This window comes from Micromonospora antibiotica, from assembly GCF_017599305.1.
Lineage (GTDB): Bacteria > Actinomycetota > Actinomycetes > Mycobacteriales > Micromonosporaceae > Micromonospora > Micromonospora antibiotica.
The window spans coordinates 161384-178759 of the sequence record NZ_JAGFWR010000001.1; the positions used below are offsets into that span (position 1 = coordinate 161384).

Annotated in this window: 17 protein-coding genes; 9 read left to right on the forward strand and 8 right to left on the reverse strand. The window is 71.6% G+C overall.

All coding sequences use genetic code 11. From position 1 onward, the window contains the following. Positions 1–12 precede the first annotated feature (12 nt). Genes JQN83_RS00725 through JQN83_RS00735 form a run of 3 tightly spaced genes read right to left on the reverse strand, consistent with a single transcriptional unit; the run spans position 13 to position 3478 of the window. Complete coding sequence (locus tag JQN83_RS00725) at positions 13–870, reverse strand: tetratricopeptide repeat protein (RefSeq protein ID WP_208565067.1); 858 nt, start codon at positions 868–870, stop codon at positions 13–15. After that, positions 860–3118, reverse strand: coding sequence for a CHAT domain-containing protein (locus JQN83_RS00730; protein ID WP_208565068.1), 2259 nt, complete (start codon positions 3116–3118; stop codon positions 860–862). The genes JQN83_RS00725 and JQN83_RS00730 overlap by 11 nt, the downstream gene beginning before the upstream one ends. Before the next feature lie 30 nt (positions 3119–3148). Further along, positions 3149–3478, reverse strand: coding sequence for a hypothetical protein (locus tag JQN83_RS00735; RefSeq protein ID WP_208565069.1), 330 nt, complete (start codon positions 3476–3478; stop codon positions 3149–3151). Positions 3479–3853: 375 nt separating this feature from the next. Between JQN83_RS00735 and JQN83_RS00740 the strand changes: the two genes are divergently transcribed. After that, positions 3854–5134 carry a tetratricopeptide repeat protein gene (locus tag JQN83_RS00740; RefSeq protein WP_208565070.1) on the forward strand — a complete coding sequence of 427 codons (1281 nt, stop codon included), beginning with the start codon at positions 3854–3856 and terminating at the stop codon, positions 5132–5134. Between the two features lie 156 nt (positions 5135–5290). On the opposite strand, the gene JQN83_RS00745 is transcribed toward JQN83_RS00740, so the two are convergent. The 3 genes from JQN83_RS00745 to JQN83_RS00755 form a co-directional block, all read right to left on the reverse strand. Continuing rightward, entirely contained in the window at positions 5291–5980 is a 690-nt protein-coding gene (locus tag JQN83_RS00745; RefSeq protein ID WP_208565071.1) for a hypothetical protein, read from the reverse strand. Positions 5981–6476: 496 nt separating this feature from the next. After that, positions 6477–6671, reverse strand: a complete 195-nt coding sequence (locus JQN83_RS00750) for a DUF397 domain-containing protein (protein ID WP_208565072.1) — start codon at positions 6669–6671, stop codon at positions 6477–6479. 8 nt (positions 6672–6679) lie between these two features. Beyond that, positions 6680–7507 (reverse strand): helix-turn-helix domain-containing protein, encoded by an 828-nt coding sequence (locus JQN83_RS00755; RefSeq protein WP_208565073.1) that lies wholly within the window; start codon positions 7505–7507, stop codon positions 6680–6682. A 131-nt stretch (positions 7508–7638) separates the two neighbouring features. On the opposite strand from JQN83_RS00755, the gene JQN83_RS00760 reads away from it, so the two are divergent. Genes JQN83_RS00760 through JQN83_RS00775 form a run of 4 tightly spaced genes read left to right on the forward strand, consistent with a single transcriptional unit; the run spans position 7639 to position 9422 of the window. Beyond that, entirely contained in the window at positions 7639–7860 is a 222-nt protein-coding gene (locus JQN83_RS00760; RefSeq protein ID WP_208565074.1) for a hypothetical protein, read from the forward strand. Next, the gene (locus JQN83_RS00765; protein ID WP_208565075.1) at positions 7857–8027 is read left to right on the forward strand and encodes a hypothetical protein; all 171 of its coding nucleotides are present in this window, start codon (positions 7857–7859) and stop codon (positions 8025–8027) included. The genes JQN83_RS00760 and JQN83_RS00765 overlap by 4 nt, the downstream gene beginning before the upstream one ends. Next, entirely contained in the window at positions 8014–9213 is a 1200-nt protein-coding gene (locus JQN83_RS00770) for a helix-turn-helix domain-containing protein (protein WP_307798942.1), read from the forward strand. The genes JQN83_RS00765 and JQN83_RS00770 overlap by 14 nt, the downstream gene beginning before the upstream one ends. A 2-nt stretch (positions 9214–9215) precedes the next feature. After that, on the forward strand, positions 9216–9422 hold the full coding sequence (locus tag JQN83_RS00775; RefSeq protein WP_208565076.1) for a hypothetical protein: 207 nt from the start codon (positions 9216–9218) through the stop codon (positions 9420–9422). A 303-nt stretch (positions 9423–9725) separates the two neighbouring features. Here JQN83_RS00775 and JQN83_RS00780 read toward each other — a convergent pair whose 3' ends face one another. Continuing rightward, the gene (locus tag JQN83_RS00780; protein ID WP_208565077.1) at positions 9726–11000 is read right to left on the reverse strand and encodes a glycosyltransferase; all 1275 of its coding nucleotides are present in this window, start codon (positions 10998–11000) and stop codon (positions 9726–9728) included. A gap of 24 nt (positions 11001–11024) precedes the next feature. On the opposite strand from JQN83_RS00780, the gene JQN83_RS00785 reads away from it, so the two are divergent. The 4 genes from JQN83_RS00785 to JQN83_RS00800 all read left to right on the forward strand — a co-directional run bounded on the left by JQN83_RS00785 (position 11025) and on the right by JQN83_RS00800 (position 15768). Beyond that, a complete protein-coding gene (locus JQN83_RS00785) occupies positions 11025–11885 on the forward strand; it encodes an Fpg/Nei family DNA glycosylase (RefSeq protein ID WP_208565078.1) in 861 nt (286 codons plus the stop codon). Positions 11886–12213: 328 nt separating this feature from the next. After that, a complete protein-coding gene (locus tag JQN83_RS00790) occupies positions 12214–13725 on the forward strand; it encodes a sugar transferase (protein WP_208565079.1) in 1512 nt (503 codons plus the stop codon). A gap of 40 nt (positions 13726–13765) precedes the next feature. After that, positions 13766–14989, forward strand: a complete 1224-nt coding sequence (locus JQN83_RS00795) for a sensor histidine kinase (RefSeq protein ID WP_208565080.1) — start codon at positions 13766–13768, stop codon at positions 14987–14989. Between the two features lie 17 nt (positions 14990–15006). Next, positions 15007–15768 carry a LytR/AlgR family response regulator transcription factor gene (locus tag JQN83_RS00800; RefSeq protein ID WP_208565787.1) on the forward strand — a complete coding sequence of 254 codons (762 nt, stop codon included), beginning with the start codon at positions 15007–15009 and terminating at the stop codon, positions 15766–15768. A gap of 172 nt (positions 15769–15940) precedes the next feature. Here JQN83_RS00800 and JQN83_RS00805 read toward each other — a convergent pair whose 3' ends face one another. Next, positions 15941–17317, reverse strand: a complete 1377-nt coding sequence (locus JQN83_RS00805) for a hypothetical protein (protein ID WP_208565081.1) — start codon at positions 17315–17317, stop codon at positions 15941–15943. Positions 17318–17376: the final 59 nt, after the last annotated feature.

Consider the following 17376-nt stretch of genomic DNA (forward strand, 5'->3'; position numbering starts at 1 on the left):
GCGGCACCGCCGTCACGGTCCCGCAGGGGGTTCGGCACCGCGCTTCTCCGCGCGTTCTCGGCGGAGTTGTTCGAGGAAGGCGGTGTCGGCTTCGAGGTCGGGGTGGTCGACCTGCCGGTCGAGGTCGACGACCTGTTCGAGTTCGCGGATCGCCTGGTCGAGGTCACCGCCCGACCGATGGATCATGGCGATGTTGTACCGGGTGACCGCCTCGCCGGCCCGGTCGCCGACCTCCCGGGTGATGGGCAGGGATTGGTGGTAGTGGTCCAGGGCCCGCTGCCGATCCCCCAGGTTGTCGTACACGAGGCCGATGTTGTTGAGGGTGGCGGCTTCGCCGGCTCGGTCGCCGACCTCCCGCTGGATGGGGAGGGCCTGGTGGTAGTGGTCCAGGGCCCGCTGCCGATCCCCCAGCCTGTGGTACACGCCGCCGATGTTGTTGAGGGTGGTGGCTTCGCCGGCCCGGTCGCCGACTTCCCGTTGGATGGGGAGGGCTTGGTGGTAGTGGTCCGAGGCCCGTTGCCGATCCCCCAGGTTGGCGTACACGAGGCCGATGTTGTTGAGGGTGGCGGCTTCGTTGCCCTGGTGGCCGGACTGCCGGTACATGGTCAGGGCCTGCTGGTAGTCCTCCAGCGCCGGCTGCGGCCGACCGGTCGCACGACGGGCCCAACCCCGGTCGTAGAAGGAGCCGGCGTCCAGGCCGAGGGCCAGGGTCGCGGTGGCCATGGCCTCGACGGCGGCGAACCGCGAGGTACCCAACCACACCCGACACACCCGCCTACCGACGTTCCGGGCGATCTCCGGCTGTCGGCCGGCGACGGCGAGCCGGTGCACCTCGACCCAACGGGCGAGGTCCCTGGGGTCAGTGGCCATCGGCGGGAGTGGGGTCGAGAACCCAGAGTTGGTAGAGGGACCGGGCGGCGGCGGCACATGCCTCGGTGTGTTCGTCGTCGGTGAGCAGGGGGCGGACGAGGGGGTGCAGGATGTTGGAGACGAAGTAGCGGGGCTCGCGGGTGTCCGGGTCGGTGCCCTCTTCGAGCAGGCCGAGTTCGACGGCCCGCTGGAGGTGCCGGGCGGCTTCGGGGTGCTGGTGCAGGGCGTGGACGGTGGCGGCGGGGATCGGTAGTTCGACGACGTTGATCCTCGCGAGCATCCGGCGCAGTTCGAGGGGTTGGGAGTCGAGCAGGTTGTCGGCGAGGACCGTCTCGCGCCGGAACCGGTCGGCTTCGCCCTCGATGGCGGCGAGCAGGCCGTCGACGTCGAGCGCGGCGTCTCCGACGATCCGGTTGAGCCAGTCGAGCAGGCGGGGGTTGCCGGCTGCGGCCTCGATCGCCCGGCTCCGGATGGTGGGGTTGATGGTGGATTCGGGGCGTAGGTTGGTCAGGTTGGTGATCTTCTTGGTCTGCTCGACGGGGGTGAGGGTTTCCAGCGCTTCGACGGCGAGGGTGGTACCGGCCGGGGTGGGGAAGCGGTAGCGGCTGGTGATGACGACGCGGCTCGGGCTGCCGGTGTCGCGGATGGCGGTGAGCAGGGCGGGCAGGATCTCGGCCATCGCCGGGGCGAGCACCCGGCTGCCGTCGTCGCGGGTGTCGAGGTTGCCGGTTTCGAAGTCGTCGAACACGAACAGGCAGGGTGTGTCGCCGAGCGGCCCGTCGGCGTCGAGCAGGTACCGCAGCCGAACCGGAAGCGGGAGCTGTTCGTTGTCGAGGAGTTTGGCGGCCCCGGTCCTCTGGTCGACGTCGTCGAAGCGGATCTTGTCGATCAGTTCGCGGAACTTGATGGCGTCGACCCGGCCGTACCAGACGGCGCGCTGGTGGGTGGGCATGCGTTCCAGGAGCCGGGAGGCGAGGCTGCTCTTGCCGAGCCCACCCATGCCGGCCAGCAGCAGGCCCTGCGCCGCGCCGGGGGTGTCGGCGGGTTGCCGCAGGACGCGCAGGCAACGCTGGATGACCCGCCGCCGGCCGACGAACTCGGCGCGGGACGCGACCCGGGACAGTTGGGTCTGCGGGTCCAGGAACTGCTGGTCGGCGGCGCGTACCTGCAACCGCTTGCGGCCCCTGGTGTGCAGCGGCGTGACCAGGGGTGCCAGCGGGGACCGGTCGGCGTAGACCCGGAGCAGATGCCAGTAGCTGCTCTTCCTGTCGTGGAACAGGTGGCGGCGGGCCTCGACGACGGCCCGGTCCAACGACCCGCCGTCGGCCAAAGCCTGGTAGAGCGCGGCGGCGAAGTCGGTGGCGGCGACGTCCCCGACCGGCAGCGCCCAACCCAGCACCACAGGTGCACCGGCGGCGACCAGGCTCTCACTCATCGACGGGACCACCCCACCGTCGGGGGCGTCGGCGGTCAGGCAGCCGGAGACGAACACCAGCCTCGGCCAGTGGCCCTGCATCGCCTCGGCGAGCTGGTCGGCCGTCGCCCGGGTGGGCGCACCGTACTCGTCCTCCAGGAGGAAGACCGGCTGCCCGCCGGCGGTGGTGGCGTGCCCGCTCAGGTGCAGCACGTCGAAGTGACCGGGCCCGTAGTCGCGGCTGAGGAACCGCAACCCCTCCAGGGTGCCGCTCTCCTCCACCACCAGGTCGGTGCCGGTGCGTCGGGTCGCGGCCAGGATCGCCGCCTCCTCGGCCTCGAAGTTGAGCACCGGCTCGACACCCTCGGGCGAGGCCGCCATGAACAACACCCGCAACGGCCGGTTGCCGGGCGCAACCGGACCGGTCAACGCCGCGTGGTCGCCGACCGCCCGGACCGGCAACAGCGGCGCCCGTCCCGCCACGGTCAGGAAGGCCCCTTCCCGGGCCAGCAACTCCCACGGCAGGTGCCGCAACCGCTCCTCGGCGCTGATCCGCAGCACCGCCCCGGCGGGATGGGCCAACATCGGGGTCAGCCACCGCTCGTCACCGTCGAGGAACTCCACCAGCCGGGTCCCCAACTCGGCCAGCCGGGTCGCGCCGTACACCTTCTGCGCGGTGGCGTCGGTGCTGTAGTCACGGCGTACCAGGGTGATCAGCTCGTCGACCGCGGCCCGGTCCAGGCTGCGGGTCCATGGTGGCTGGTCGTCGGCGGACAGCCGCAGCTCGTAATAGCTTGAGGTCTGCGCGAAGACCCCCAGGTCGAAGGTGCTCATCTGCCCATCCCCGTCGTGGTGGTGGTCAGGTCAGTGCGGCCCGGTGCCGTCCTGCCGCATGGCGATCTCCAGCCGGGCCTGGCTGCCCTCGGCCAGCTCGATCCGGGTGCCGTCGGGCAGCAGCACGGTGACCGCAGCGCCGTCCCGGCGGCGGGCACCCCACCACTCGGTGATCGTCTTGGCCGCCCCGACCCCGGAGAACACCAGCCCGATCACCGCGATCACCATCTCGGGCGACCGCTGCACCTGCACCGGCGACACACTGCCGTCGGGCCCCACGACACCGACCAGCGCGGCCCGCAGCTCCGCCGCCCAGCTCACGGCCTGCGCCCCGGAAACCTCCACCGTGGCGTTACCCATCACCCGCGCCCTCCCCTGATGCGCCTGGTCAAGCCGGCCCAGGACCGCCAACGTCCGGACCAGGCCAGGCGATCCACGGTGGACCTTGGCGGCTACTGTACGTTTCGTTCGCGTCCCGGGGCCGCCCGGCGAACCCGGCTCAGGTGACGGCTTTCCGACTCACTGGCCGCGCCCCGACCCCGGCCACCGGGGGTAAGAACGAGGATGACCGTGTCACCGCCCCACGCGGGTGGTGCCATGGTCCGACCCTCGGCAACCGCCGCGTCGGCCACCGGAGGCAGCAGGAGGAGCACAGTGGGAGCGGGCATCGCGGACCGGGAACCGGCAGGACCACGCTCCGCCACTCCCACGGCGACGACCACGCTCGCCCGACACGTGGAGGTGCATCGGCTCGCGGTCGCCGGTCGTCAGCCGGAGATCGCCCGGAACGCCGGTAGGCGGGTGTGTCGGGTGTGGTTGCGTACCTCGCGGTTCGCCGACGTCGAGGCCATGGCCACCGCGACCCTGACCCTCGGCCCGCACGCCGGTTCCTTCTACGACCGGGGTTGGGCCCGTCGTGCGACCGGTCGGCCGCAGCCGGCGCTGGAGGACTACCAGCAGGCCCTGACCATGTACCGCCAGGCCGGCCACCGGGGCAACGAAGCCGCCACCCTCAACAACATCGGCCACGTGTACGACAGCCTGGGGGATCGGCGGCGGGCCCTGGACCACTTCCACCAGGCCCTGCCCATCCTGCGGGAGGTCGGCGACCGGGCCGGCGAAGCCGCCACCCTCAACAACATCGGCGGCGTGTACCACGGGCTGGGGGATCGGCGGCGGGCCCTGGACCACTACCACCAGGCCCTGCCCATCCTGCGGGAGGTCGGCGACCGGGCCGGCGAAGCCACCACCCTCACCAACATCGGCAGCGTGTACGACAACCTGGGGGATCGGCAGTGGGCCCTGGACCACTTCCACCAGGCCCTGCCCATCCTGCGGGAGGTCGGCGACCGGGCCGGCGAAGCCGCCACCCTCACCAACATCGGCCTCGTGTACGCCAACCTGGGGGACCGGCGGCGGGCCCTGGACCACTACCACCAAGCCCTGCCCATCACCCGGGAGGTCGGCGACCGGGCCGGCGAAGCCACCACCCTCAACAACATCGGCAGCGTGTACGCCAACCTGGGGGATCGGCAGCGGGCCCTGGACCACTACCACCAAGCCCTACCCATCCGGCGGGAGGTCGGCGACCGGGCCGGCGAAGCCGCCACCCTCACCAACATCGGCCTCGTGTACGCCAACCTGGGGGATCGGCAGCGGGCCCTGGACCACTACCACCAAGCCCTACCCATCCGGCGGGAGGTCGGCGACCGGGCCGGCGAAGCCACCACCCTCACCAACATCGGCCTCGTGTACGCCAACCTGGGGGATCGGCGGCGGGCCCTGGACCACTACCACCAGGCCCTGCCCATCCGGCGGGAGGTCGGCGACCGGGCCGGCGAAGCCACCACCCGGTACAACATCGCCATGATCCACCGGGCGGGCGGTGACCTCGACCAGGCGATCCGCGAACTCGAACACGTCGTCGACCTCGACCGGCAGGTCGACCACCCCGACCTCGAAACCGACACCGCTCTCCTCGAACAACTCCGCCGACAACACGCGGAAGAGCGCTGAGGAAGGGACCCTGCCAACGCCCGGTACGGGGAAGCGAGCTGTCCTACATCGGCCGGACAGTGCGGTGCGTTGATTCCTGGCGAGAACACCTCCGGCCGCCGACGGCATCCACTGCGAGGGGAACTGCACGCTCGGATGTCGGTGGGATGCCCGGCTTCAGCCCGGCCATGACGTCGGGGGTGGGCCGAATGCGCGACGGGCGGCCCGGACGGCCAGAGTGGCGAGGGCGGCGTTGGCGCCGCCACCGATCACGGCACCCACGCCGAACGGTGCTACCCGACCGAGAACGATGATGCCCTGCTTGGTGCCGTACTTCGTGATGAAGTGCCTTCCCAGGACCTTGTTGATCTGGCGCAACGTTTCACCGGAGACCTGACCGACGATCTGACGCCCCCAGTGTTGCCCCGTCCGTTCGGCGACCTTGGTGATGGTGGCGGAGCCGGAGCCGCCGAGCATGATTCCCATGACGATCGTCCGGCGGCGCTCGACCTCGTCGATGGGTACGCCGTGCACCTCGGCGATGGATAGCGCGAAGAGGGCGCTCAACTGAAGCGAGGAGAGGAACTCACCGCCCGACAGCGCCAGCGCGACTCCCGTGCCGACGCCGGGTGCGGCTGCGGCTCCCCCGACTGCGGCACCCGTGCCGGCCAGGGCGCTGACGTACATCCGCTCCAGGTTGCGGATGACCTCTGCGGGGGTCGCCTCCGGGTTGCGCTGACGGGCGCGGGCGATGTTCTTGCGCACCAGAGGGCTTTGGAGGGTGATCGCCTTGTCCAGGAGATCGAGGACCCGCTGCCCGCCTCCGGCTACTTCCGGCACCGATCCGTCGGGGGCATCCGTCACCATTCGTCGAACTCCTCGATCCGGCCATCGTCCACTGTGATCGCGATCAGCCAGGTTACGGCGGAACATGTCGCCGTTGCCAGGCCCGGATTCGGTCCACGCCGTACGGATGAGCGGCCGGTAGCTGTATGGCCATTCGCCTCCACCAGCGAAATCCTCTGTGGCGACTACCGGAAGAGGCAATTCTGGCCCTACAACTATCGCCTTCTATACAGAACGCGCCCGCTCCACGGAGACCTCGGCAGATCCGACTACCGGGCCTCACGACCGCCGCGCCCGCGTTGATCGACTCCATTGCGGCGGAGTTGGGGAATCTACCCGCCGGGATACCGCTACTTCGGCCCACGGGTTGTGGGCCGATCCAGATCTCGGGCGGCGGGGGTTCGTCGGTGCCCTCAGCGCCATCGTCGAACCTCGACAAGGTGGGAGAGCAGCGTGCCCCGGCCTCCGAGACGGGGGCCGGGGCAGATCACTGCCGCAGTCGGTACGAGGGGCAGCGTCAGTTGCTTTTGAGGGAGTCGACGAAGGTACGCCAGCCCTGGGCGTCGAAGGCGAGGGTGGGGCCGGACTTGTCCTTGCTGTCTCGGACGGCCACCCCGTTGCGGAGGTCGGCCACCTCGACGCACGCACCGCCGTTGGCGTCGCTGCGGGTGGACTTGCGCCACCCCGCACCGGTGAGATCCGGGTTCGACATGTCAGCCTCTACTTCATCTCGTCGGCGATCCGCAGGATCAGCTTGCGGGACTCCGTTGGCCCCAAGGCCGCAGCCCGGAGTCGGTCCCACAGCCGATTGTAGGCCCGAACCGCCTCGGGACTGTCGAGGTAATCCGCGTCCGTGAACGTCTCCAGGTAGACGACGTCCGAAGCGACTTCCTCCCCGAACCGGAGGATGATGAAGTTGAACGAGGAAACCACGTAGGTCTCGGCACCCAGCGGGAAGACCTGGATGGTGACGTTCGGGCGGTTGGCGAGGGTGGCGAGCTGGGATAACTGGTCCCGCATTGCCTCCCGGTCGCCGAGGTTCCGCCGAAGCGCGGACTCGCTGAGAATGAAGCTCAGCTCCGGCCCGTCTGGGCGATCGATGACCTTTTGTCGCTCCAAGCGCACTGCGATTTGCCGCTCCACATCCTCGCTGTTGATCAACGCCCGGATGTACGGCTCGGTCTGGAGGATGCCGGGGATGACCTCGGACTGGTACCAGCGGATCTCCGCCGCGTCCGCCTCCAGGTCGAGGTACTGCCGGAACCAGTCCGGCACCACGTTGCGGTACCCGCTCCACCGTCCGCGCTGCCTACCGGCGCGGGCGAGTTCCCGTAGCGGTTCGGCCTCCTCCGCCGACACGCCGTAGAAGTCGAGCAGCAGCTTCAGGTCCGTAAGCCGGATGCCGGACTGACCCAGCTCCATCCGGCTGACCTTGCTCGATGCGGAGTCGATGACCTCCGCAGCCTCGTCCTGACTCTTGCCTGCCGCCTCGCGGGCTCGTCGGAGGGCGTTGCCGAGGCGACGTCGCTGGATCGTCGGGGTGACCATCCGGCGAGTATCCCGCCACTGCCGCCCACGGCCCGGCGACACGCCGTGGGTTCCCAAATCAGTTGTCACCTCCTAGCATGCGTTTTTAGGTTCCTAAATTAGGTAACTGGAGAGAATCTCGGGAGGTCCCCATGGCTCGGCATGCGAAGAACCCGGTGCGCTCCCACCTGCTGGCGAGGCTCTGGCAGCCGTTCCGTCGGCGGGTGAACCCGCTCGACCGCCTCCGGCCAGCCACGAACCACGCCGAGCGCGTCGCGGCGTACCGGGTGACAGGGGTGGCGCGGGTGCCCGACCTGCCGGAACGGCCGCTGCTGACCCTGGCCGGGGAATACCGGGCGGGGTGCTGGTCGTGACGGCGCGGCGCGGGCCCGACCACGACGACCGGGGCGAGCGGATCCAGGCGGCGGAACGCGAGGCGGCGCGGCAGCGGATTCTCGCCCAGGCCGAGGCGGAGCGGATACCGGCCGAGGAGACCACCCGGGCGGTGCCGGACCGGCGGTGGCGTCGTGGACGGCAGTGAGCTGCTGCCGGTCGGCCGGCGGGTGGCGTACTGGCGGGGGCGGCGGAAGCTGTCGCAGCAGGTGTTCGCGGATCGGCTCGGCCGGTCGAAATCCTGGGTGGACAAGATCGAGCGGGGTGTCCGGTCACTCGACAAGGTGTCGACGTTGCGGGACATCGCCGCCGTGCTGCGGATCGACACCGCCGTGCTGCTCGGTCGGGACGCGCGACCCGCCACGACGACCGCCCGGATCGAGGGGGTGGAGCGGATCCGGGCGGCCCTGTCGGCGTACGAGATGGCGCTCGGCCGACCGGCGACCCGCCCGGCGGTGCCGGCCGGCCGGGTGGTGCGGGACGTCGGGCACGCCTGGGTGCAGTTCCAGCACGCCAGGTACCCGCAGGTGGTCGACGTGCTGCCGGGTCTGCTGGCCGGCGTGCAGCGGGTCGCCGCCGACGACCACGAGGCGAGCCGACCGCTGCTGGTGGAGGTGTACCGGCTCACCGCGTCGCTGCTGGTCAAGCTCGGTGAGGTCGACCTGGGTTGGCTGGCCGCCGATCGGGCGATGGCCACCGGGGCCGGCGATCCGCTGCTGGTCGCCGCCGCCACGGTGCAGCTCGGCCAGGTGTTCCGTGCCTCGGGGCGGGCCCGCGCGGCGGTGTCGGCGTCGCTCGCCGCCGCGTACCGGATCGCCCTGCTCGGCCCCGACGACGGTGGCCCCGGTGAGTTGTCGTTGTGCGGGGCGCTGCTGGTGCAGGCCGCGCTGGGGGCGGCCCGCCGGGGCGACGACCGCGCCACCGCCGACCTCCTCGACGAGGCCGCCGGGATGGCCGCGCGGGTCGGCGAGGGCCACGACCACCACCGGACGGCGTTCGGGCCGACGGCCGTCGACCTCGCCCGTACCGCTGCCGCCCTCGACCTGGGCCACGCCGGGGAGGCGGTGGCCTGGCACGAGCAGGCGACCCGGCGGGACGCCTGGCAGTGGCTGCCGCTGGAACACCGGGCGGCGCACCTGGTCGACGCGGCCCGCGCCTACCTCCAGGCCGACGACCCGGCCAACGCCGGCCGGGTGCTCGCCGACGCCGACCGGATGGCCCCCGCCGAGGTACGCCACCGACCCGCCGCCCGGGAGGTGCTCGCCCAGGTGGCCCGCACCCCGCACGCCCCGGCCACGATCGTCACGCTCGCCGCCGCCCTCGGGGTGACCTGACCATGACCGCGCCGCACCTGTCGCTGGCGCAGATCCGCAACCGGTTGATCCTCACCGCCCGCGCGGTCCTCCGCGCCCACCGGCCCGACCCGGACGGCTGCTGCCGGGTCTGCCGGGTCGCGGACTGCCGGGTGTCAGCCGCCGCCCGCGACGTCCTCGCCGCCGCCGCTGCCTGCCAGCCGCTCGGCGGACCCCACCACCCGGCATGAAGCGCCGCTTGACCGCAGCAGCTCACCGCCCACGACCGGCGGCAGGGCACCGTCGCCCACCACGCTCAGCCCCGGGTCATCCTCGCGGGCGGACAAGCAGGGGCACGGCCCACGGAGTTGGTTCGGCCAGAAGTGATATGCCCAGCAGGCATAAATATGACTGCTGGGCATACCACTTCACGCAGACATGTCGGCCGCCCCGCGACACGCCCGGCCACCGCAGAGATCTTGGAGGGGAACGGCCCCAGAGGGGCCACTTTCCGCCAAGATCTCGCGGAGGTCCGCCGCGAGGACGGCAGCAGCTCAGTTGGCGTGGGTGAGGGAGGCGTAGATGGCGAGGTGCCGCTTGAGGACCACGTCCGGGTGGAACGTCTGCTCGTACCGCAGCCGGGCCGGGGCGGACAGCGCGGCGGCACCGGCCCGCGCGACCGGGAGCGCGGCGGCCAGCGCGGCCGGGTCCGGCGGGACCACCCAGCCGGCGGTGCCGCCGAGCAGGCCGGCCGGGACCGCCGGCGGACCGGCAGGCGGCGGGGCGTGACCGGCGACCGCCGAGGCGACGGCGGCCGGACCGGTGCCGGCGGGCTCGTGCGGGGCGTCCGCACCCACCAGGTACGGGATGCCGCCGAGCGCGGTACCGAGGACCGGCCGCCCACTGGCCAACGCCTCGATGATCACCGTGGGCAGCACGTCGTGCCACATCGACGCGGCGATCACCACGGCACTCGCCTCGACGGCGGCGCGCACCCCGGCCCGGTCGAGCTGACCCAGATAGACGACGTCGGCGCGCTCGGCGGCGGCAGCCTCGACCAGCGGGCGCAACTCGCCGTCACCGGCCACCCGCAGCGTGCCGAGGCTGCCCACCGGGTGCCGCCGCCACGCGTCCAACAGCAGGTCGACACCCTTCTCCGGGGTCAGCCGGGCCAGGTAGAGGAAACCGTCGCCGAGCGGGGTAGGGGCACCCGGGTCGGGCACCGCGTTCGGCTTGACCACGATCCGCTCGGCCGGGATGCCGTAGTCGGTCAGGTGGTCGGCGATGGCCGAGGTGAGCGCGATGAACCGGTCCACCGAACGCCAGGTGCCCCGGTGCACGGCCAGGGTGGCCGCCATCAGCGCGCTCTGCGCCCGCGAGTCCCGGTAGCAGCGGTGCACGATCGACGGCACCGCCAGCGCCCGGCCCTTGCAGTCCTGGCAGATGACGCCGTCGCGGAAATAGATCCCCGACGAGCAGACCTGCCGGTAGTTGTGCACCGTCTGCACCACCGGCACCCCGTGTTTGTGCGCGGTCCGCACCACCCAGGGCGACAGCAGGGGGTACGGGTTGTGCAGGTGCAACACGTCCGGCCGATGCTCGGTGAGCAGCCGCGACAGGTCCTGCTGGGCGCGCGGGGCGTAGATCGGTGAGATCGGCAGCAGCGCCTTGGCCGACTTCGGCATCGACGGGATCTCGTCCGAGCTGCGGATGAACGGCAACACCTCGACCCCGGCGGCGGTGAGCTGCCCGATCTCCGAGTCCACCATCGTGTTCTCACCCGACGGCTGGGCTTCCCGGTACCGGTTGTGCGCCACCACGATTCTCACGGGAAGGAAGGCTACCGTGAGGTGATGCCCGAACTACCGGAGGTGGAAGCGCTCGCCGGCTACCTACGTGAGCGAGCCGTGGGGCGACGTGTCGACCGGGTCGAGGTCTCCGCGATCAGCGCCCTGAAGACGTACGACCCGGCGCCCACGGCGGTGTCGGGCCGGGCGGTGGTGGACGCCCGGCGACACGGCAAGTTCCTCGACGTGATCTTCGACGGTGACCTGCACCTGGTGGTGCACCTGGCCCGCGCCGGCTGGCTGCACTACCGGGAGGCGTTCCCGGCCACCACTCCGCTGCGCCCCGGCAAAGGCCCGATCGCCCTGCGGGTACGCCTCGACGACGGCTCCGGGTTCGACCTCACCGAGGCGGGCACCCAGAAGAAGCTCGCCGCCTACCTGGTGACCGACCCGGCGCAGGTCCCCGGGGTCGCCAAGCTCGGGCCGGACGCGCTCGACGCCGACCTGGTCACCTTCACCGAACGGCTACGCAGCCGACGGGGCCAGGTCAAGGGGGTGCTGACCGACCAGGCGGTGCTGGCCGGGGTCGGCAACGCGTACTCCGACGAGATCCTGCACGCGGCGAAGCTGTCCCCGTTCGCGATCACCGACCGGCTCACCGACGACCAGCTCAGCACCCTGCACGCGGCCACCCGGGCGGTGCTCGGCGAGGCGGTACGCCGCTCGGCCGGGCACCGGGCGGCGGAGCTGAAGGGCGAGAAACGCTCCGGGCTGAAGGTGCACGCCCGCACCGGACTGCCCTGCCCGGTCTGTGGCGACACGGTACGGGAAGTGTCGTTCGCCGACTCCAGCCTCCAGTACTGCCCGACGTGCCAGACCGGGGGCAAACCACTCGCTGACCGTCGGTTGTCCCGCCTCGTACGCTGAGTCACAACCCGCCATTGTTACGGAGAGGTATCGCCCACGGCGCGTGGAACCTCCCCGTCCGCGCTCTACCCCGGTGGCCGTCCATCGGTATAGTGGCTCGGTCCCCGGCTTCGAAAACTGACGTGAAGTCGGCCGGTTCCTCGTTGGCGACCCCAGACGCAAAGCCCCCCGGCTCCGCGTTTGACCCGCCGCCAGCGTGGGAGACTGGAACGGTGGGCGACCCGGGCCCCTCACGGCGAGTGAGCGGCGCGTGTCATGCGGGAGGACATGGGTTGAGGTGACGACAAGCCTCCAGCGCCCGGTAACCAACACAGGCCGGAGCAGACTCGTGCGGCACGTGGACAGCTTCGAGATCCAGCCGCCGACACCGCCGTCACACAACGGGGTGCCCCGGTCGGCCTGGGCTCGCGCCCGACGCCGGGTGTCCCGCTGGCACCGCCCGTACATCGTCGCGCTGCTGCTGCTCGACTTCGCCGCAGCGGCGCTGGCGAGTTTCCTCGCCATCCAGATCTTCGACCAGGCGGCCTCCGGCTTCTACGGCGTCAAGGAGAACCCGACCTGGTTCCACACGGTCGCGTTCGGTCTGCTGCCGCTCGGCTGGGTGGTCATCCTCTGGGGAAACCGGGCATACGACCGGCGTTACCTGGGACTGGGCCCGGACGAGTACAAGCGGGTCATCCGGGCCGGGGTCGCGGTCGCCGCGACAGTCTCCTTCCTCGCCTTCGCCACCGTCACGCAGCTCTCCCGGTGGACGGTGGGCTTCGCGCTCCTCGGTGCGCTGGTGCTGGTGCTGGTCGGGCGCATCACCGCCCGGTTCGTGCTGCACCGCATCCGGGGGCGGGCCGGGCACGCCGGGCACCGGATGGTGCTGGTGGGCACCCTGCCGGAGTGCCTGGAGGTCTACGTCGCGGTCACCCGCAACCCGAGCGCCGGCCTGGTGCCGGTGGCCATCCACATCACCGACGGGTACGCCGCCGCCCGGGGCATCCAGACCCCCGTCCCGGTGTACGCCGGCCGGGACGTGCTGGCCCTGGTCCGGGAGGTCGGCGGGGACACCATCGCGGTCTGCGGCTCGGCCAGCGCCGAGCCGGGTGAGCTGCGCCGGCTGGCCTGGCAGCTGGAAGGATCCGGTGTCGACCTGGTGGTCGCCCCGCAGCTCACCGACATCGCCGGCCCCCGGGTGCACATCCGCCCCATCGAGGGCCTGCCGCTGCTGCACGTGGAGGAACCGACCCTGTCCGGGCCGGCCCTGCTGGCCAAGAACCTGATGGACCGGGTCGCCGCCGGGCTGGGCCTGCTGCTGCTGGTGCCGGTCTTCCTCGCCATCGGGCTGGCCATCCGGCTCTCCGACCCCGGGCCGGTCTTCTTCCGCCAGCCCCGGGTCGGCCACGAGGGGCGGACCTTCCGGGTCTGGAAGTTCCGCACCATGTACGTCAACGCCGAGGAACGGCTGGCCGGCCTGGTCGACCAGAACGAGACCGACGGCATGTTGTTCAAGATGAAGCAGGACCCCCGGGTGTTCCCGGTGGGCCGATTCCTGCGAGCCTCCTCGCTGGACGAGCTGCCCCAGCTGATCAACGTGCTGTGGGGGGAGATGTCGCTGGTGGGGCCGCGTCCGCTGCCCGCCGACGACGGCGACTTCCTCGGCGACGTACGGCGTCGGCTGCTGGTCCGCCCCGGGATGACCGGGCTGTGGCAGGTGTCCGGCCGCTCCGACCTGTCCTGGGACGAGGCGGTCCGGCTCGACCTCTACTACGTCGACAACTGGTCGTTGGCGTACGACCTGAGCATCCTGTGGCGCACGGTCGGTGTGGTGCTGGCCCGCAAGGGCGCGTACTGAACCCCTTGGCGTGGCGGCCCGGACAGGTCAGGATCGCGGGGTGGGTGGCAACCTCTCCGCCGTGGTCGGCGTCGTCTCGCTGGTGACCGCGCTCGCCGCCGCGCTCTGGGCGGCGCTGCGGCTACGCGGTCGACGGGGCATCGCCACCGCCACCCAACGGGCCACCTACGAGGTGCTGCACACCGCCGGGCTGGCCGCCGAACCACTGCGTACCGGGCTGCACCCGGCGGGCGCGGCGAAGGCCGTACGCCATCTGCGGGCCCTGGTGGGGGCGGCCGGGCTGGCGTTGACGGACGCCGACACGCTGCTCGCCCTCGACGGGCGCGGCGGGCACCACGGCGACCAACTGCTCGCGGCGGCCCGGCGGGTGGCCGAGACCGGGCGGTCGACGGTGCTGGGCGAGTCGGAGCTGCACTGCGACCGGGTGGACTGCCTGGTCCGGGGGGCGGTGGTGGCTCCACTGTCAGCCGACGGCCGGGTGGTCGGGGCACTCGTCGCCGTGGCCGACGGGCCACCCGAGCCGGGCCTGGTGCAGGCCACCCTGGAGACCGCGCACTGGGCCGGTAACCAGCTCTCGCTGGCCGAGCTGGACTCGTCGCGGGAGCGGCTGGCCCGCGCCGAGATCCGGGCGTTGCGGGCACAGATCAGCCCGCACTTCATCTACAACGCGCTGACCGCGATCGGGTCGTTCGTGCGCACCGACCCGGAGCGGGCCCGGGAGTTGATCCTGGAGTTCGCCGAGTTCACCAGGTACTCCTTCCGGGCGCACGGGGAGTTCACCACCCTTGCCGAGGAGTTGCGCTCCATCGACCGCTATCTGACCATCGAACGGGCCCGGTTCGGTGACCGGTTGCAGGTGCGGTTGCAGATCGCCCCGGAGGTGCTGCCGGTGACCCTGCCGTTCCTCTGCCTGCAACCGCTTGTGGAGAACGCGGTGCGGCACGGGTTGTCGCGCAAGCCCGGTACCGGCATGGTGAGCATCGAGGCCCGGGACGCGGGTGCCGAGTGTCACATCACGGTGGAGGACGACGGAGTGGGGATGGACCCGGCCACGCTGACCGCGGGGATCGCCGAGCTGACCCGGGCCGGCAGCGACCCGACCGACGACCCCGGACAGCACGTCGGCCTGTCCAACGTCGACGAGCGGCTCCGCTCCGTCTTCGGCGACGGGTTCGGCCTGGTCGTCGAGACGGGCCCCGGCTCGGGTACGAAGGTGAGCCTGCGGATTCCGAAGTTCCACCCGGGCGTACGGGCCGGCGCGTGAACGAGCGGGCCGGCACGGTGAACGCGTCCGGGTTCCTGCGGGTGCTGGCCGTCGACGACGAGCCACCGGCGCTCGACGAGTTGGTGTACCACCTGCGGGCCGATCCCCGGGTGGCCCGGCTGCACACGGCCGGGGACGCCACCGAGGCGCTGCGGGTGCTGCGGGACACCGACGTGGACGTGGTCTTCCTCGACATCCGGATGCCCGGACTCGACGGGATGGAGCTGGCCCGGGTGCTGCGCCGGTTCGCCCGGCCCCCCGCGATCGTCTTCGTCACCGCGTACGACGACGGGGCGGTCGACGCGTTCGACCTGGGCGCCACCGACTACGTCCGCAAGCCGGTACGCGCCGAACGGCTCGCCGAGTCGTTGCGCCGGGTGATGGGCTCCCGGGTGGTGCCGTCGCACCCGGCGGCGCTGGCCCGCGCCGAGGAGGACCCGACGATCCCGGTGGAGTTGGCCGGGACGACCCGGATGCTGCCCCGCTCGGCGGTGCGGTGGGTGGAGGCGCAGGGCGACTACGCCCGGCTGCACACCGCCGACGGGTCGCACCTGGTCCGGGTGTCGCTGGCCACCCTCGCCGAACGTTGGGCGGACGCTGGTTTCGTGCGCATCCACCGGTCGTACCTGGTGCAGTTGCGGCTGATCGCGGAGCTGCGCCTGGTCAACTCGGGGTACGTGGTACTGATCGACGCCGCCGAGTTGCCGGTGAGCCGCCGGCACACCCGGGAGCTGAAGGACAAGCTGGTCCGCGCCGCCAAACAGGACTGGAACCGCTGAGCAGGCTGCGGCCATGATCGTCGCGGTCCCGGCGCGATCACGGCCGTGATCGTCGCAGTATCGGCGACAGAACGGTGACTGGGCGCCCGGATGCCGCAACATCGGCCCCTGGCGCAGGAACGGCGAAGGGCGCCCCGGCCGAGGCCGGGGCGCCCTTCGCGCGGTGGCGTGACTAGGAGGTGCTCGGCGTCCAGCCGCTGCCGGCCACCGTCGGCTTCACGGTGGCCCGGCGCGTCCCGGCCGCCGTGCCCGGGTACACCTGGAAGGTGCCGACCACGTCGGCCACCAGGTTGGTGCTGCCCGACAGGTTGCTCACGTGGAACGCGTCCTGGGGGCCGAGCACCCCCAGCACCCCGTTGGAGACGACCTGACCCGGTGCGGGGTTCAGGTTGCTCGCCGTCGGCTTCGGCCTACCGGTGTCGGCGGGCCAGACCGTGACGACGGTGTTGGCGGTGGGGGCGACCGCGGTGACGTTCATCGCCAGCACCTGGGTCGCGTCGGTCAGCATCGCGGCCGGCGCGGTGACCCGCCCCGTCGCGTTCGGCCCCAGCGCCGCCGGCAGGCCCTGCCCGATCCGGCTGTCCACGATCCGGGTCGGGCTCATCGGGGTGAACCGCATGCCGTCGACCTCGGTGCCGTCGTCGACCACCCCGACGAGATCCACCACGATGTGGGTGGTCGCCGAGGTGTAGAGCCGGTACCGCGCCGCACCGGTGGCCCCGTTGCAACTGCCCGAGGGGCACGGCATCGTCTTCACGTACGCCAGGTTCGGCACCACCTTGCCCGCCGCGTAGTTGACGGTGGACGCGTTGGGCCTGGCCCCCTCGCCCGACCAGGTGGTCAGGAAGCCCGCCCGCTGCGGGCTCACCGCCGTGATGTTGAGGATCAACCCCTGCACCTTGGGGTTGTAGTCGTGGAAGTCGATCCAGGCGCTGAACTCGCCCCCGGCGGGGATCACCCCCCAGGTGCGGGTGTCCATGATCCGGTACGGCTCGTACCACTGCACCTGGCCGCCCATGCCGCGCTCGGTCATGACACTTTCGTCCCCGGCGTAGAAGCCGATCACGTCGATCACCACGTCGGTCTCACCGTTGCGGTTGTAGACCGACACGCTGCCGCCAGTGCCGAGCTTGACCGTGGCGTTGTTGGAACCCAGCCACCCCTTGGCGAAGTTGATCGTGGAGGCGGTCGGCAGCGCCTCCCCGCCCGGAAAGACGGTGACGAAGCCGTTCGCCGTGGGACCGCTGACGGTCACGTTCAGCACCGCCGCGCCGATGCCGGTCGCCGGCAGCCCGCTGCGGCCGGCGACCTGAAGGTCGATCTTCCGACCCGCGCCGATCTTCCCCTTCGGCGTGCCGTTGCCGGTACGCGTGTCCAGGATCCGGGTCGGCGTCGCCATCGGGTAGTAGGTGCCGACCACGCTGGGGAGCGTCGACACCTCGACCGGGGTGCGGACCGTTGACGGCGCGGCGAGCGCCGACGCCGGTATCGCAGTGGCCGCGCAGACCCCGGCGACGAACACGCCGAGTAGACCGCGAATTCTGTTCATGATCACCCCGTGGTGAGAGAAGGAGACGGCCGGGGACGGGCACGGTCCGAGGACCGGTG